The organism is Polaromonas sp., from assembly GCF_049790275.1.
Classification (GTDB): domain Bacteria; phylum Pseudomonadota; class Gammaproteobacteria; order Burkholderiales; family Burkholderiaceae_C; genus Polaromonas.
In genome coordinates, this window is sequence record NZ_JBAQYR010000085.1 from 41,229 (window position 1) to 58,047 (window position 16,819).

A 16,819-nucleotide genomic window follows, 5' to 3' on the forward strand; every position below is an offset into this window, starting at 1 on the left:
CCTCACCCGAGCCTGCTTGGCTTGACGGAACCGCGCTTCCCTGATTTGACCGAACAGACAGCTATCGCAGAGAATCCCGTTACCGATTCACCCCCGGACCGGCCGTTCAAGGCACGTCCCCGCCCTGGCCATCCATGAACAAACAGACCCCACGATCCGCTGCCACCGCGCCGCCGGAGCCCGGATCAGCAGAGGATGTCATCGCCAGCCAGGCCGAAACCATCAAGGCGCTGGAAGCCAGGCAACGCCACCTCACCTCACTGCTGGATTCCGCACGCGATGCGGTGCTGGAAGTGGACGCCAGCGGGACCATCACCCACTGGAATCTCGGTGCCGAACGCATGCTGGGCTGGAGCGCCGGGGAGGCGGTTGACCGGCGCATGGGCGACCTGATCGTTCCGGACAAATACCGCGAAGCGTACGAAACCAGTTTCGCGGCGCATCTGGAAACGGGCGAGGCGAACACCGCCAACCGTCTGCTGGAGATCGAAGCGCTGCACAAGAATGGCACGCTGATCGCCATCGAACTTTCCATCTTCACCGTGCTGGGCGATGGGACCAACAGCTTTGGCGCCTTCATCCGCGACGTCTCCGGCAGGCGCTCGGTGGAGCAGGCACTGCGCGGCTCGGAGGAAAAGTACCGTGCCGTGGTCGAACATGTCAGTGAAGGCATGATTGTGGTGAAAGACCAGAAGGTCGCCTATTCCAACGCGAGGGCTGCCGAGATTGCCGGCATGTCTCCGCAGGACATGCAGCAGATCGGTTTCCTGCACCGCATCCACCCCGATGACCACGCCCTGGTGCTGGAGCGCCAGCGCAAACGCCTGGCCGGTGAGGAGGCGCCCAGCCGCTATGAACTGCGGCTGCTGCTGCCCGATGGGACCATCCGCTGGATAGGCATCAGCGTGACGGTGGTTCCCTGGGACGGCGAGCAGGCCACCCTCACCTTTTTCTCGGACATCAGCGAAAAAAGAGCCCTCGAGGCCAAGCTGCGCGACACCCTGGAAGAGCGGGAGACCATTCTTGAAAACTCGCTGGTCGGCATTGCCTTCCTCACGAGTACCGACACTTTCCGCTGGTCCAACCAGGCGCTGTCGAAAATTTTCGGCATCACCCCCGGCACAACCGCACCGGCACACTGGAGCGAACTGTTCGAGTCGGAGGCCGAATACACCCGTGTGGCCAGGGACATCGCGGACTGCATGAGCGAGGGCCGCGCCTACCAGAACGACCTCCGGATGCGCAAGCTTGACGGCAGCCTGTTCTGGGTCACAGCCTCCGGCAAGGCCGTGAGCATTCTCGACAGGACCCAGGGAACGGTCTGGGCGGTGATGGACATCACGGCGCGCAAGGCGCTGGAAGCCGCGCTCGAGAAGACCTCGTCGGAACGCGAAGCCATCTTCAACAGCGCGCTGGTGGGCATCAGCTTCAACGTGGACCGGCGCTTCCAGTGGGTGAACGACAAGTATGTGGAAATAACCGGCTACTCGCGCCAGGAGCTGGTGGGCCAGTCGTCGCGACTGCTCTACCCGGACGACGAGGCATTCGAAGCTGATGGCCGCGTGACGCGCGAAGCCCTGTTGCGTGATGGTGTTTACGTGGACGAGCGGCGCTTCCTGCGCCGCGGTGGCGAGGCCGTATGGATGCAGCTGGCCGGCCGCTGCGTGGTGGACCGCACCCCCTCGGCCGGCGTGATCTGGACGCTGCTGGACATCACCGAGCGCCGGCGTGCGGAAGACAACATCCGCGCCGCGCTGGAACGCGAAAAGGAACTCAACGACCTGCGCTCGCGCTTTGTGTCCATGACCAGCCATGAATTCAGGACACCGCTCGCGGCCATCCTGTCAGCGTCGGAACTCATCAGGGACTACAGCGACCGGATGCCGGCCGAAGAACGACTCGAAATACTCAACAGCATAGGCACCGGTGTCCAGCGCATGGCCAGGATGCTGGATCGCGCCCTGCTGATTGGCCAGGTGGACGCGCAGATGCTGGAATTCCGGCCGCAGCAGACTGACCTCCTGGCGCTTTGCCGCGACATCGTGCAGGAGGCGCGCTTCCTGCTGCCCAAGACCAACTGCGAAATAGAAACACAGTTCTCTCCGGAGGCCTGTGCCGGCTCCTTCGACGCCAAGCTGCTGCGCCACATCCTGGGCAACCTGCTGTCCAACGCTATCAAGTATTCGCCGCAGGGCGGCAAGATCAGCCTTGATGTTTCCAGGCAGGACGGCCGCACCGTGTTCGAGGTGCAGGACCGGGGCATCGGCATCCCGCTCGAAGAAATTCCCCATCTTTTCCAGTCCTTCCACCGCGCCAGCAATGTGGGTGACATACAGGGCACCGGGCTGGGCCTGGCCATCGTGAAAAACTCGGTCGAACTGCATGGTGGAAGCATTGATGTCCGCAGCGTCCCCGGCCAGGGCGCCTGCTTCACCGTCACCCTCTAACCAGGACGGTTGAGAGGCCGGACGTATCATCCGGTCCATCGCCCCCGCTCGCCATTGATCTGAAGGAACCCAAGATGTTCGCGCCCTACCCCACCCCGTCGCTCAATAAACTGCCCGATGACATCAAGGAAAAAATCCTGGAGATCCAGGAAAAGGCCGGCTTCGTGCCCAATGTGTTCCTTGCGCTGGCACGCCGTCCAGCCGAATGGCGCGCTTTCTTCGCCTATCACGACGCGCTGATGCTCAGGGAAGAGTCCGGCCTCAGCAAAGGTGACCGCGAAATGATCGTCACCACGACCAGCGCCGCCAACCAGTGCCTGTACTGCGTGGTTGCGCACGGCGCCTTGTTGCGGATTTACGAGAAAAAGCCGCTGGTGGCCGACCAGGTCGCGGTGAACTACCGCAAGGCCGACATCACGCCGCGCCAACGCGCGATGCTGGACTTTGCCATGAAGGTCTGCACTCATTCGCACGAAATCGAGGAGGCGGATTTTGTAGCAGTGCGTGCGCACGGGTTCAATGACGAGGACATCTGGGACATCGCTGCCATCACAGCCTTCTTCGGTCTGTCCAACCGCATCGCGAGTTTTTCCAGCATGATGCCCAACCCCGAGTTTTACCTGATGGGCCGGGTGCCGAAGCAGAAATAGGGATCAAGAGATCACAGGCCCCGGTCAGCGCAGTTTTCCGGGTTTGCGTTCGGACTTGTGCTGCTCCGCGCGCTGGCAGGAGCGCCGGAAATCCTGCAGGGTTTTCTGTGCACGGCCAAGCACGCTGGCCTCCGGGTAGTCGCCCGACGCGCCGAACTCGCCAAAAGACGCGCCGGTAAGCAGTTCCAGGCCTTCACTGGCATGTTCGGCCGTGTAGATGTGGAACCGCCCCGCTGCCACCGCCTCCACCACCTTGCGCTCCAGCATCAGGTGGCGCCGGTTGCGGTGGGGAATCAGTACGCCTTGGCTGCCGTCCAGCCCGACAATCTCACAGCTGCGAAAGTAGCCTTCTATTTTTTCGTTGATCCCGCCCACCGGCAGCATGTCGCCATGCTGGTTGATTGCCCCGGTCACAGCGACGCCCTGTTTCAGCGGCAGCCCTGACAGGGACGAAAGCAGCACATACAGTTCGGCACAGGAGGCGGAATCGCCCTCAACGCCGTGGTACTCCTGTTCGAAAACAATGGCCGCATTCAGCGCCAGCGGCGCAATATGGGCAAACAGCGCCGACAGGTAACTGTGCAGGATGAGCACCCCCTTGTCATGGATGGGACCGGAAAGCTCCACCTCGCGCTCCACGTTGAGCAGGCCCTCATCGCCGGCGTAGGTGCGTGCCGTGACACCCACCGGAAAACCAAACCGGTAGTCGCCCAGGTCAATCACGGTCAGGGCATTGAGCTGACCCACCTTCTCGCCGGTCAGGACGAGCAGCCGCTCTCCGTCCGCAATCGTCTCCTGCTGGCGCTGCTCGGGGTAATCGTGCCGGTAGTTGCGGGCATGAAGCGCCGCCTCGACATCCTGCATGTCCACCAGGGCGGCCCGCCGCGCGCGGCACATGGACGCGCTCTCCATCACCAGTGCCTCGGTACGGGAAAAGATGGCGCTCTGGCGGGTCTGGTCGTCCACCTCGCGATGGGAATCTTCCAGCAGGCGTGCGACCGCCGCTGCGGAAAAGTGGGGAAAACCCATCTTGCGGCAGGTGTGCGCCACAAAAACTGCTGAGGCCCGGCGGGTATCGGGGTTGGCCGGAAAACTTTCAGCCACGTCCACCTTGCAGCGGAAACGGCGGGTGAATTCCGGATCGCTCTCCTGAAGGAGGTAGTACTCCTCGACGGATCCGATCAGGATGATCTTGACATCCGCATCGACGGGTTCCGGCTCCAGTGCCACGGCCGCCATGGGCGAATACGTCATGCCGGACTCCTCGATCTGCACGCGGCCGCTACGCAGGAAGCGGCGCAGCTTTTCCCACACCAGATCATCGGCCAGCAGGTCGTGCAGGTGCAGCATCAGGAAGCCGCCGTTCGCCTTGAGCAGGCTGCCTGCGCGTATGCGCGAGAAATCCGTGACCCGCACATCGTTGTCGGGCTGGTACTCGATGCTGCCAAACAGCCTGCGCAGCAGGGGATTGTCTTCGACCATCACCGGCGCACCGGTCAGGCCGTGGTTGTCCACCACCAGGTTGACCCGGTAACGGCCCAGCACGGAAGCAAGAGCCTCAAGCCGGACCTCCTCTTCGGTATCGCCCGCCTGGAACAGCTCCAGGTTTTCAAGCACATCGTGCAAGACCAGGTCCAGGTAGTTGCCCAGCTTGACCGAGTCCTTGATCTGCTTGCGCAGCTCGTTGCGGATCTCCTGCAGCTCGTGCTCCACCATCGGCTTGACCATCTGGCGGCGCAAGGCAGCAAGACCTTCGTTCAGGACCCGTTCCATGGACCGAGTTTTATCGAGAAACCGGGCAATTTCGGCACGCAATTCCTGCTCGGCGCGGTCAATCTCCACACGCCGCTCTTTCGGCAGGGCCAACGCCTCACTTTCGGTCAGGGCACGGCCTTTGTCGTCCCTCAGGGTGAAGACCAGGTGGCCCGCTTCGCGAAACAATGAAAAGCTCCGGGCCTCGGCAAATGCATCCAGCTCCGCGTAGGCCGGATCCTCTTCCGCCTTGTAAGTTTTTTCGATGCGCTCGCTTTCCGTGCGGAAATCCTGGTCCGCGAGACGTCTGGGAATTTCCGCCTGAAGGGCTTTGGTCAACTGCAGCATGAGTTGGCGCAGCAGCCGGCCCTGCCCTGCGGGCATGCGCAGGGCCCGGGGGCGCTCAGGGGCATCGAAATTATGCAGATAACACAGATCTGGGGGCACCGACCGGCTGGCCGCCGCCGTCTGCATCATTTGCAGCAGCAGGGTGGACCTTCCCGTGCCCACCTCGCCCAGCACGAAAAGGTTGTAATCGGGCTGTGCCATCGCCAGGCCAAAACGGGCTGCGGTTTCGGCACGCTCCTGGCCGATCCAGTGCATCGGCTGATCCAGCAGTTCAGAGGTGTCCGCAAACCCCAGAAGCCCGGGGTCGATGGCAAGACGGAGATCAGCGGGAAGGACTTTGGCAACGGGCATGGGTCGGGCTAGTAGGCTGAATCAGTGAAATCGCTGGCAAGCGGCTGCCCAGCGGTGTGCCAGGCAAGGCGCAAAGCACAGGCGGGCCCGCAGGCCCGGCGCGCATTTGCAACGCCGCATGGCGCGGCGAGGGGCGGTCGAGTGACAGTGAATTTCATTGATTCAGCCTACTCGGTGGAGAGATTCCCGGATTTTGCGCTCAGCTGACCAGCTGGCGCATCCAGTCCGGCAACATGCTGGCTTTCTGGGTCGGAAAATGGACCCAGATCGTTGTGGCGCCGCCGGCTGCGTAAATCACACCGGGCTGGTCCGCGCGCTCCATCGTGCCCCAGCTCTCGAAGGTGGTTCGGCCGGGGTCGCTGACATACATCTTCACCCGAACGTCGCCCGGGTATTCGAGCTGCTTGTAAAAGTTGCAGAACGCATTGACGATCACCGGGCCTTCGCCTTTCGGATCGGGCACGCAACCGATGGAATGCATCCAGTCGATGCGGGCGGTCTCCAGGTAGCGGAAATAACTCGCGTTGTTGACATGGCCCATCGCATCCATATCACCCCAGCGGATGGGAATGTTCATTTCAAAAACCAGTTTCTTCTTCTCGGGTATTTCAATTTTCATGGCGGTGCCTGCGGGTGAAGGTGACGGGATGACGGTGCGAAGATGATCGGCGGATGGGTGTTCAACGATGCGCCCGTATGGAAACGAGAATGCCCAGCGTGAACAGCACGCAGGCTGCCAGCTGCGCATGTGTGGGCCAGTGGCCGTCCCACACAAAGGAATAAAGCAGCGCAAAAATCGTTTCGCTGACGATGAGTTGACCGCACAGGCTGGCGTTCAGGCGCTGGCTGGCCATGTTCCACAATATCGTGGCCAGCCAGGTGGAGCCTACACCGGCCAGCACGCACAGCAGCACAAAGGTTCCGCGGTCCTCACGCGCCACCATGGCATGAAAGTCCGAACCTGCAACGGCCCACATCAGCAGCGCACCCAGGCCGGTGGCAATGCCCAGCCAGTTCGCCCAGTCGGTGGCATTGACTTCCGGGTGACGCTTCAGCCACGCGGAATTGAGAATGGCAAAAGCGGTCCAGCACACCAGCGAGGCCGTGACAAACAGCATGCCGCGCCAGAAATGCGTGGCCGTCTCCTGGCCCGCCTCATGCGTGGAACCCATCATGAGCGCCAGCCCGGCCAGGGTGAGGGCCAGTCCCGGTAGCAGCGAGGCCCAGCGCAGGCCCTGCGGCTTGCCCAGCAGCATGACCCAAAGCGGAATGGTGCCGATGACCAGCGAGGGCACCTCGGTGCCCGCATCACGAATGGCCAGCACCAGCAGCAGGTAATAACCGCTAAAGCCCAGCACACTCATGACCAGTGCCGTACCGGCCTGGCGCAGGCTGGGGAAACGCCTGCTGCGCCAGCCCGCAAGCATCACCAGCGCCGCGACGAGGCCATAGACGGCAAAACGGCCCGCCATCAGGTCCACCGATGAGAACCCGCCGGTGCCCATGTCGACCATGCGGGGCGCCACAAAAACCAGGCCCCACAGCGCTCCGGCTGCCAGGCCGGCCAGAACACCTGCCAGCATCAGCGAAAAATTGTCTGAAATGAAAACCCGCGCAAGCTTCAGACCCCGAAGCCGTCGTCTGCCGCAATGACGGCACCGTTGACGAAATGGCTCTGCCCGCTGGCCAGCATCACCAGCAACGCGTCCAGGTCCTCCGGCTTGCCGATGCGTTTGCGCGGCAGCATCTGCACCAGCTTCTGGCCCTGCTCGGTCTGCCAGTGGTGGTGGTTGATCTCGGTGTCGATGTAGCCCGGGCAGATGGCGTTGACGTTGATGCCGAACTTGCCCCACTCCAGCGCCATGGCCTTGGTCATTTGCACCACCGCGGCCTTGCTCATGCAATACACACCGATCTGCGGCAACACCCGAAGGCCAGCCATCGACGCGATGTTGATGATGCGTCCGCCGGAAAACGTACCGGGTGCCATGCCGCGCGAACGTGCAAGCATGCGCTTGCCGACTTCCTGGGCAACAAAAAATGCCCCTTTGACATTGGTGCCGAAAATGAAGTCGTAGTCATCTTCGCTCACGTCCTGAATGCGCTGCGTGGTGCTCACGCCCGAATTGTTGATCAGGATGTCGATGGGCCCGACCTCGGTTTCCGCATGCGCAACCGCTGACTTGATGCTGGCATGGTCTGTCACATCCAGCATGACCACGTGGGCATCGCCGCCGTCGGCCTCGATCTGCGCACGCAATGCTTTGAGCTTGTCCATTCTGCGGCTGGCCAGTACCACTGCAGCGCCGGCACTGCTCAAGGTTCTGGCGAACTGCGCACCGAGACCACCCGATGCGCCGGTCACCAGTGCGACACGCCCTGAAAGATCCAGGCTGTAAGCCATTAGAGGCTCCTCTCAATAAAAGTGTACGAATGCGAACGGTCGTTCGATACGCCGGATTCGCGACATAAAATCAGGCGCGACACCTGTGGCCGTTACCCAGGAGGCCACCGTTCCTGAAAATCATTATCAGCGAGTCCACCATGAATAACCAAGAAATACTGGCCCAGTTCGGCCCCCGCGAAGCAATGGAATACGACGTGGTCGTTGTCGGGGGCGGCCCCGGGGGCCTGTCCACTGCGATTCAGCTGAAACAGCTGGCCGCCGAAAAAGGCACCGAGCTTTCCGTGGTGGTTCTCGAAAAAGGCTCCGAGCCCGGCGCGCACATTCTCTCCGGCGCGGTCATGGACCCGAAGGCCCTCACCGAGCTGATCCCGAACTGGAAAGAACTCGGAGCCCCGCTCAACCAGCCCGTCACCAGCGACGAGGTATTGTTCCTCAGCGAAAATGGTGCAACCAAAACGCCGGCGTTTTTTGTGCCTGAGTGTTTTCACAACGAAGGCAACTACGTGGTCAGCCTCGGCAATGTGGTGCGTTGGCTGGCACAGCAGGCCGAGAACCTGGGGGTCGAAATCTTCCCCGGCTTCGCAGCAGCCGAAGTGCTTTACAACGACAACGGCTCCGTCAAGGGCGTGGCCACCGGCAACCTGGGCGTCGGCAAGGACGGCCAGCCAAGCGATCACTTCCAGCTCGGCATGGAGCTGCACGGCAAATACACGATTTTTGCCGAAGGCGCGCGCGGCCACCTGGGCCGACAGCTGATGGCGCAATTCAAGCTCAACGAGGGCAAGGACCCGCAGGCCTACGCGCTGGGCGTGAAGGAGTTGTGGGAAATTGATCCGGCCAAACACAAGCCGGGTCTGGTGGTGCATACCGCTGGCTGGCCCATGGACAGCCAGACCTACGGCGGCGGCTTCATGTACCACCTGGAAGACAACAAGGTCACACTGGGCCTGGTGGTCGGCCTGGATTACAGCAACCCCTGGCTCAGCCCGTTTGAGGAAATGCAGCGCTGGAAGACGCACCCCAGCATCAAGGCCTACCTCGAAGGCGGCAAGCGCATCAGCTACGGCGCGCGTGCCATCACGGCCGGCGGCATGGTCAGCCTGCCCAAGACCGTGTTCCCCGGTGGCGCACTGATAGGCTGCGAAGCCGGCTACCTCAACGCCGCGCGCATCAAGGGCAGCCATGCCGCGATCAAGACCGGCATGCTCGCAGCCGAAGCCGCCTTCGGTGCCGTGACCGCGGGCCGCCAGCACGACGAGCTGACCGCCTATCCGGAAGCCTTTGCCAAAAGCTGGCTGCATGCCGAACTGAACCAGTCACGCAACTTCAAGCAGTGGTTCAAAAAAGGCGTGTATGTCGGCTCCTTCATGACCGGCATCGAACAGTGGCTGCTGCCCAAGCTGGGCATCCGCAACCCGCCCTGGACGCTGCGCCGCAAGATGGCCGACCATGCCATGCTCAAACCGGCAGCCGAGTGCCCGCAGATTGTTTACCCCAAGCCCGACAACAAGATCACCTTCGACCGCCTGAGTTCGGTGTTTGTTTCCAACACCAACCATGAAGAGCAGCAGCCCGCCCACCTGACCCTCAAGGACGCGAGCGTGCCGGTCAATGTCAACCTGGCGACTTATGCCGGTCCGGAGTCGCGTTATTGCCCAGCCGGCGTTTACGAGTTTGTCAAGAATCCGGACAACAGCGACCGCCTGCAGATCAATGCGCAGAACTGCGTGCACTGCAAGACCTGCGACATCAAGGATCCGACCCAGAACATCGTGTGGGTGACACCGGAGGGCGGTGGCGGCCCCAATTACAGCGGCATGTAAAGCCGCTCTGCAAAAAGGCCCGGATTCCCGGGCTTTTTTTTGCGCTCCACTCGCCCCTCTCGGCAGGGTAAGTGGTTCACGAACTTTGTGACTTTATGTCGCCGGCGCTCGAAGCCGAGCTGCCCTTGCGATGCCCGCCCCCCATGGGAACAGGGAATGTTTCGTCTGTGGGCACAGTTTGCCCGGCGAACGATTGGACACGCTTTGTCGTCACATGCCGTCAATTGCGCCTCTGTCTGACGCACACAATGGTGTTCCTCCGACATCGGCTATTCCGGCAATCGGGGAATCTGTATGCACGCAGTTGCAAACCACCCACTGGTTGCAGCGCTAACCACCGTCTGTCGTTCTCCATCCCCTCAACCCCACCGGTCCTCCCGGTTCTTTCAAATGACCTTGAACAAACCTCATGTATTGCTGACCGGTGGTGCGGGCTATATAGGCAGCCACACCTACGTCGCCCTGGTCGAGGCTGGCTACCAGCCTGTGATCCTTGACGATTTTTCCAACAGCCACCCGGTGGTGCTGGACCGGCTGCAACACCTGACGGGACAGCACGTGGTCTGCGAGCGCGGAGACGTCCTTCATACCGGACTGGTTGCAGAAGTGCTGCAGCGCCATGCCTGCGTAGCCGCCATTCATTTCGCAGGCCTCAAGGCCGTCGGGGAAAGTGTTGAACAACCGCTGAGGTACTACCGCACCAACGTGGGCGGATTGGTCAGTCTGTTGCAGGCCATGGAAACAGCCGGTTGCCGTTCCGTGGTTTTTTCTTCCAGCGCAACAGTCTACGGTGATCCCGAACACATTCCGGTCACGGAACAGTCTCCGTGCATGCCGGAAAGCCCGTACGCGCATACCAAACTGGTGTGTGAAAACATCCTGGCCTCACTCAGGGCGTCTGATCCAGCCTGGCGCGTGGGAGTCTTGCGCTACTTCAATCCCGTGGGAGCACATCCGAGTGGCCTGATCGGCGAAGATCCCGCCGGCGCACCGAACAACCTGATGCCCTACGTCACCCAGGTGGCTGTCGGCAAGCGCGCCAGGCTCCGCGTGTTCGGAAACGATTACCCGACACCTGACGGCACGGGCGTGCGCGACTATCTGCATGTCGCAGACCTGGCCGAAGGCCATGTGGCAGCGGTGCGCGCCCTGCTCGCGCAGAACCGGAGCTTCACGGTCAACCTGGGTACCGGCGAGGGCACGAGCGTTCTCGGGGTCCTGGACGCTTTCGAGCGCGCCAGCGGCCAGCCCATTCCCTTCGAATTCGCACCGCGGCGTGCCGGCGATGTCGCAAGATATTTTGCCGATGTATCGATGGCGGAGGATCTCCTGGGCTGGCGTGCCACCCGCACCATCGACGACATGTGCCGCGATTCCTGGCATTGGCAGCAAAACAACCCCGACGGCTACCGGACAGTCGGGAATGTACGCACCAGTCCAGGGCACCCTCTCCGGGCGGCAGCTGCCAGCCCGGCCCTGACCGGCGGTGCGGCCTGAATCCAGCGCCAGACAGCCATGGCCCATTCGGACTATTGTTAATTGCTGCACTGCACAACAAACTCCTCTTTCGCCTCAACAAGAGGACCTTCATGCGTCTCCCTTTGCTCTCCTTCGTTTTTTTTGCCGCCTGCCTTACAACAGCTGCGGCCCAACCCGGCCCAAACACACTCTCCACCGCCAACACCAGCAAAATCGTCAAAAGCAAGCAGGTTGCAAAAGCCCCTGAGGCAACGACCCGCATGAAGTTGCAGCCCGGCCAGGAAGCGATCAAAGTCAGCGCGGCGCACACGGCGATGCAGGGCCGCCCGATGGCCCAAGGTACTGTTGCCGGCCAGCCGGACGAACCCGATGGACTGTCCTATGGCACCCTGCTGGCCACGCTGGTCCTGATGGCCGCCATTGCCGTGCGGCGGTCAAAAGCAGGAAGGCCTTGAGCATGGGCGGGCTCGGCCGGCCTGGCGTGACAGCGGTCAAGTGGAGTGCGGTTTCCACCGCCGCCCGTTTTGCGCTGCAGTTGCTGGCGCAGGTGGTGCTGGCCCGCACACTGGGACCGGAGATTTTCGGGGTCTTCGCCATTGGCATGGTGGTGCTGACCTTCGCCACCTTTGTTTCCGGCTTTGGCTTCAGCTGGAGCCTGCTTCAGCGGACAACACTGCGGGACCAGGACATCCGCTTCGCCTGGACGTGGCAACTGCTGGTGGGCGCCATGACCATGCTTGCCCTCTACCTGCTGGCGCCCCTGCTCGCGCAATATTTCAGGGAACCCCGGGCGCAGTCGGTCATTGAATGGCTGTCGCTCGCCTGCCTGCTCACAGCGGCGGCCGCGCCGGCCACTTACCTGTTGCAGCGCGACCTGAACTTCCGGGCCGTCGGACTGGTGCAGGTCGGCAGCTATGCGGCCGGTTATGTTGCGGTAGGCATGCCCATGGCACTGCTAGGCTGGGGTACGAGCGCCCTGGTGGCGGCCTGGCTGGTGCAGGCCGCTGTGCAGCTGGTCGCGAGTTATGCACTCAAGCCGCATGCCGTACGCCCGCTTTTCTGGTACCCCGACGCGGCGTCAGCCGTGGGCACAGGACGGACGGTTTTTTTCACCAACATCGTCAACTGGGTGCTCAACAACATGGACCGCGTGCTGATAGGCCGCCTGCTCAATGCCCAGGCGCTGGGTTTGTACAACGTTGCCTACAACCTGGCCACCATGCCCAACACGCTGCTGCTGGGTGCCTTGCAACCGGCTTTCCTGGCAGCCGGCGCGCGTCTCCAGAACGAGCGGCAGAGGCTGGGCCAAGCCTACTTCCAGATGCTGGCCACCATTCTCGTCCTGGCGGTTCCGGCCTTTGTTTTTCTTGCTGTCATTTCCGCCGACCTCGTGCGCCTGCTCTACGGGCCCCTGTGGAGTGGCGCGGCCTGGGTACTGGGCACCCTGTTCCTGAGCATGCCGGCCTATGTGATCTGGGGGCTGTCCACGCCGGTGCTCTGGAACACCGGACGCAAGCACCATGAATTTGCGCTGCAACTGCCATTGGTGGCCGTGGGGGCCCTGGGCTTTTATTTCTTCGCCGGCCAGGGCATCCGCTTCGCAGCCAGCGTCGCCGCCCTGCTGCTCGTACTGCGGGCATTGGTGGTCGGTGCAGCAGCGTTTCGTGCGCTGCAGCTGAGCTGGACGGGGTTACTGCCCCAGCTCGCGCGCGGTCTGCTGCTGAGCACCCTGGCAGTGGCGGGCGCCCTGGCGGGCCAGGAGCTTGCAGGCCGGTTCGGGCAGCCGCTGTTTTCCCTGATGGCCAGCACATTCATAACCCTCGTTCTGCTCACCTCCATCGTGGCGTTGCGCCCGCAAGTGCTCGGCGAACAGGCTGCCGCCATGGTGCTCAGGTTTGTACCCGGACTCGCTCATCTTCTGCGCCGGGCCAGTCCGGCGGCGCTGGTGAAAACACTGGGCGAGCAACGTCCCTGAGTGGCTCCATCATGGAACAAGTCATCATCATTTCCATTCTCCTGACCGGCGTCGTCCTGGCAGCATTCGGGGCGACACTGGGCATGGCCGGCGCTGTCCAGCTGACCTCCCAACGCAACCATGGCTACCTGCACTGGATGTTCTATGCAATCTTGCTGATGCAGGTGCTTTCCGTCGTGCTTTCCGGCCGCGATGTCACGGTGCCACTGAGCGTGAGCGAACTCGATGTACCCATCCATCATCCACTGCAAAAGCTGGCCCAGCCCCTGGTCTCGCTGCTTCTGCTGACTATCGCCTGTGAACGCATCCTCACGCATTGGTTGAAGCGGGACAAAGCCGTGCTCATGCCTTCTGCGGTCCTGGTGGCCTTTGTTCTTTTCTGGCTGGGCACCGTGGCTGCACCTGCGCTGCTGGGAGCCAACCCGAAGGTATCCCATGCCTACATTTATCCGCTGGTGATCGGCATGGCCGCCGTATTGACCCAGAGAGACGAACTGGACCATGCCTTCAGGGCCGCACGCGACGCCCTGTTGCTGTTCATGGTGGCAGGGCTGCTGCTGATTCCGTTCAAGACCAGCATGGTGCTTGAAACGTCCTATTCCCAGGGCCTGCTGCCAGGCGTCCCGCGCCTGGCGGGCCTGGCAACCCATGCGGTGTCATTGGGAATGCTGGCGCAGATTGGCTTGCTGTGTCTGCTGGCCTGTCCCTATCGGCGCACATGGCTGAACCGGCTGGCGTGGGCCATCGGGCTCGGCGTGCTTTTCCTGGCCCAGTCCAAAACCGCATGGATTTCATTCATCCTGTGCTCGGCCTGCATCATCGCAGTGCGCGGCGGCCCTGTTTTCTGGCGCCGTGTGGGTGACCCGGTGCGCCCCGAGTTCGGCATCGTTTCCATCCTGGCTTTCATGGCCGCCGTGGCGGCTCTGGTGCTGCTGCTGATGCTTGGCGATGTGGGTGGCAGGCTGAGCAGTTTTTTTGACAGCGCCGAAGGTGCCCAGCTCGCGTCCCTGACCGGCAGGGACCGGATCTGGGCCGTCGCCTGGGACGAATGGCAGCGCAATCCGGTTTTCGGTTATGGGCCTTCCTTGTGGGACGCCAGTTTCCGGGCGAGCATTGGCATGCCCGCCGCCACACATGGCCACAACCAGTTCATGGACACGCTGGCGCGCGCCGGAGTCGTCGGTGCCGCGGCCCTGGTGGTTTATGCACTGGTGCTGCTGGTGCTGTCTGTCCGGTATGCGCGTGCCAGCCACGGCATCTCGCTGGCGCTGTTCGTGGCGCTGGCGATGCGCTCCATCAGTGAAGTGCCCCTCCTGCTGTTCGGCTATGGGTCCGAACTGGTCACGCATATGTTGCTGCTGATGACGCTGGCATCTGCCGCCAGCGACACACGCCTGGCCAGGGCCCGGCCCGCCGCGGATCGCCGCGCATCCGGCACAACCTTCACAGCACAACAGCCATCGGCCACCTGATCAATTCCATGAAGTTTTCCATCATTGTTCCCCTCTACAACAAGGCGTCCTATATCGCAGGCACATTGAACTCGGCACTGGCGCAGACTTTCGCGGACTTTGAGGTCATCGTCATTGACGATGGATCCACCGACGGCGGCCCCGCCCTGGTCGCTGCCGTGGATGACCCGCGCGTGCGACTGGTGCGCCAGCCCAATGCCGGCGTTTCTGCCACGCGCAACCATGGGATCGAACTGGCCCGAGGTGAATGGGTGGCATTTCTTGATGCCGACGACTGGCATCACCCCAACTATCTGGCCACCCTGGTGGCCACGCAGGCAATGCACCCCGAAGCCGACACCGTGGCCACCGGGTTTGTGTTCATCCCGGACAGCCCTGCCATGTGGCCGCCGCGCTGGCCGGAGTACCCCAGCCCGCCCGGCGTGGAACTCATCACGAACCTGCCAGCGCGGTGGATGAGGGGCCCGTCACTTTGCACCAGTGCGGTTTCCGTGCGAACCTCACGGCTGCGGCAAATGCAGCCCTGTTTTCCTCCCGGAGAGTCGCACGGCGAGGACCTCGATCTGTGGTTCCGCCTGGCAGAGCAAACCCCGATTGCACTGGTTCGGGCTCCGCTGATGGCCTACCGCGTGGCAGCAGAAGGCAGTTTGAGCACCACCCATGTCACTTCGGCAATTCCACCGTTTTTGCAGCGCCTGCGTTTTCGCGCCATTTCCGGAACCATGAGCCCCTCATTGCGTGGATCCAGCCTGTGGCTGGCAGCGCAACACGACGTCACGCTGGCACGCCAGGCCGTGGCTTCAGGCCACCGGCTCGAGGCGTTGCGCTGCCTGTACCGGGGGCGCCGCGCGATCAACAGCGGACGCTGGTGGCTGACCGCCTTCATCGCGCTGCTTTTACCCGGCCAGACGATCCAGAACTGGGAACTCTGGCGCATGCGCAGGACAGCCTCTCCGCCCGACATGAGATAAAGACATGAAACCAGAAAACTTCTCTGCCCCCCGGCGAGCGTCGCCACCACCTTGCCGCGTGTCGGTCATCATCAAGGCTTTGAATGAAGAAAAAAGCATTGCATCGACCATAGAAAGTGCATTGCGCGCGGTCGCGCCCCTGGGAGGCGAGGTCATCCTTGCCGACTCGTGCTCGATGGACCGTACAGTGGAGGTGGCAAGCGTGTACCCGATACGCATCGTGCAGCTGATGCACCCCCACGAGCGTTGCTGCGGCGTCGGTCCCCAGCTGGGCTTCCAGCACTCACGCGGTGAATTTGTCTACATTCTTGATGGCGACATGCAGATGCGCGCAGGTTTCCTGGAGCACGCCCTGACCTTCATGGCAGGACACCCGGAAATCGCGGGCGTCGGTGGTCACGTCGTCGAACTGAACACCGAGAGCCTGGAATACCGTGCGCGGGCAGAACGCGCCTCGGTGCACCGGTCACCCGGCCAGGTCGACCGGCTTGATGGAGGCGGCCTCTACAGGCGCCATGCCGTCGAAGCCGCCGGCTATTTTTCTGATCGCAACCTGCACAGCTATGAAGAATTCGACCTGGCAATACGGCTACGTACGCTGGGCTGGAAGTTATGGCGGCTGCCAGTCGATGCTGCCGATCACTTTGGCCACGATGCACCGCCCTATCGCCTGTTGTTGCAGCGTTGGCGCAGCCGTTATATCTGCGGTCTGGGCGAGCTGGTCCGCTCTGCGGCTGGCCAGCCGCGCATGCGTCTGGTGTTGCAGGGCCTGAGCGAGCTGCGCCTCTACCTGGCTGTATTGCTGTGGTGGACGCTTCTTGCCAGCGTTCCTTTCTGGCCCCTGCCCGCGCTTTCACGCCTGGCCTGGCTATTCATGCTGGTTATTGCGCCCGTTGTGTTGATGGCCTGGCGAAAGCGGTCTCTGGACAAAGCGCTGTATTCGGTGGTGTCCTGGTGCTTCAATGCAGCGGGCCTGTTGCGTGGACTGGTGCGGCCACAACGTCCTGCGCGTGAGGTCATCTCCAGCCGCATCCTCCGGGAACCCCTGGGTCCATTTCCGCAAACGGCGTGGAACGCCGTCCGCTAGTGTCCTGTCCCGGAAATAAGGTGATGAAATGAAATTGTCCAGTCAGCTGTCAGGCAA

13 protein-coding genes are annotated in these 16,819 nt (G+C 62.4%); 9 read left to right on the plus strand and 4 right to left on the minus strand.

Annotation, left to right across the window (positions count from 1 at the left end; genetic code table 11):
- Positions 1 to 134: 134 nt before the first annotated feature.
- Both WA904_RS11175 and WA904_RS11180 read left to right on the plus strand, forming a co-directional pair.
- Positions 135 to 2,447 (plus strand): PAS domain-containing sensor histidine kinase, encoded by a 2,313-nt coding sequence (locus WA904_RS11175; RefSeq protein WP_425197196.1) that lies wholly within the window; start codon positions 135 to 137, stop codon positions 2,445 to 2,447.
- Between the two features lie 74 nt (positions 2,448 to 2,521).
- Complete coding sequence (locus WA904_RS11180) at positions 2,522 to 3,097, plus strand: peroxidase-related enzyme (protein ID WP_425197197.1); 576 nt, start codon at positions 2,522 to 2,524, stop codon at positions 3,095 to 3,097.
- Positions 3,098 to 3,121: 24 nt separating this feature from the next.
- Here the strand turns inward: WA904_RS11180 and WA904_RS11185 are convergent, their stop codons facing one another.
- From WA904_RS11185 to WA904_RS11200, 4 genes are all read right to left on the minus strand, one after another.
- A complete protein-coding gene (locus WA904_RS11185) occupies positions 3,122 to 5,548 on the minus strand; it encodes a Lon protease family protein (protein ID WP_425197198.1) in 2,427 nt (808 codons plus the stop codon).
- Positions 5,549 to 5,747: 199 nt separating this feature from the next.
- Positions 5,748 to 6,167, minus strand: coding sequence for an acyl-CoA thioesterase (locus tag WA904_RS11190; RefSeq protein ID WP_425197199.1), 420 nt, complete (start codon positions 6,165 to 6,167; stop codon positions 5,748 to 5,750).
- A gap of 61 nt (positions 6,168 to 6,228) precedes the next feature.
- On the minus strand, positions 6,229 to 7,131 hold the full coding sequence (locus tag WA904_RS11195) for a DMT family transporter (protein WP_425197200.1): 903 nt from the start codon (positions 7,129 to 7,131) through the stop codon (positions 6,229 to 6,231).
- A 38-nt stretch (positions 7,132 to 7,169) separates the two neighbouring features.
- Positions 7,170 to 7,952, minus strand: coding sequence for an SDR family oxidoreductase (locus WA904_RS11200; protein ID WP_425197201.1), 783 nt, complete (start codon positions 7,950 to 7,952; stop codon positions 7,170 to 7,172).
- 140 nt (positions 7,953 to 8,092) lie between these two features.
- On the opposite strand from WA904_RS11200, the gene WA904_RS11205 reads away from it, so the two are divergent.
- The 7 genes from WA904_RS11205 (at position 8,093) to WA904_RS11235 (ending at position 16,762) form a co-directional block, all read left to right on the plus strand.
- Positions 8,093 to 9,778: an electron transfer flavoprotein-ubiquinone oxidoreductase gene (locus tag WA904_RS11205; RefSeq protein WP_425197202.1), complete on the plus strand. Its 1,686-nt coding sequence runs from the start codon at positions 8,093 to 8,095 to the stop codon at positions 9,776 to 9,778.
- 390 nt (positions 9,779 to 10,168) lie between these two features.
- A complete protein-coding gene (gene galE, locus WA904_RS11210; protein WP_425197203.1) occupies positions 10,169 to 11,275 on the plus strand; it encodes a UDP-glucose 4-epimerase GalE in 1,107 nt (368 codons plus the stop codon).
- A 35-nt stretch (positions 11,276 to 11,310) separates the two neighbouring features.
- On the plus strand, positions 11,311 to 11,712 hold the full coding sequence (locus WA904_RS11215; RefSeq protein ID WP_425197204.1) for a hypothetical protein: 402 nt from the start codon (positions 11,311 to 11,313) through the stop codon (positions 11,710 to 11,712).
- Positions 11,713 to 11,714: 2 nt separating this feature from the next.
- Positions 11,715 to 13,232, plus strand: coding sequence for an oligosaccharide flippase family protein (locus WA904_RS11220; RefSeq protein ID WP_425197205.1), 1,518 nt, complete (start codon positions 11,715 to 11,717; stop codon positions 13,230 to 13,232).
- Positions 13,233 to 13,243: 11 nt separating this feature from the next.
- Positions 13,244 to 14,704: an O-antigen ligase family protein gene (locus WA904_RS11225; RefSeq protein WP_425197206.1), complete on the plus strand. Its 1,461-nt coding sequence runs from the start codon at positions 13,244 to 13,246 to the stop codon at positions 14,702 to 14,704.
- A gap of 8 nt (positions 14,705 to 14,712) precedes the next feature.
- Positions 14,713 to 15,675 (plus strand): glycosyltransferase family 2 protein, encoded by a 963-nt coding sequence (locus tag WA904_RS11230; protein WP_425197207.1) that lies wholly within the window; start codon positions 14,713 to 14,715, stop codon positions 15,673 to 15,675.
- Positions 15,676 to 15,679: 4 nt separating this feature from the next.
- Positions 15,680 to 16,762 carry a glycosyltransferase gene (locus tag WA904_RS11235; RefSeq protein WP_425197208.1) on the plus strand — a complete coding sequence of 361 codons (1,083 nt, stop codon included), beginning with the start codon at positions 15,680 to 15,682 and terminating at the stop codon, positions 16,760 to 16,762.
- Positions 16,763 to 16,819: the final 57 nt, after the last annotated feature.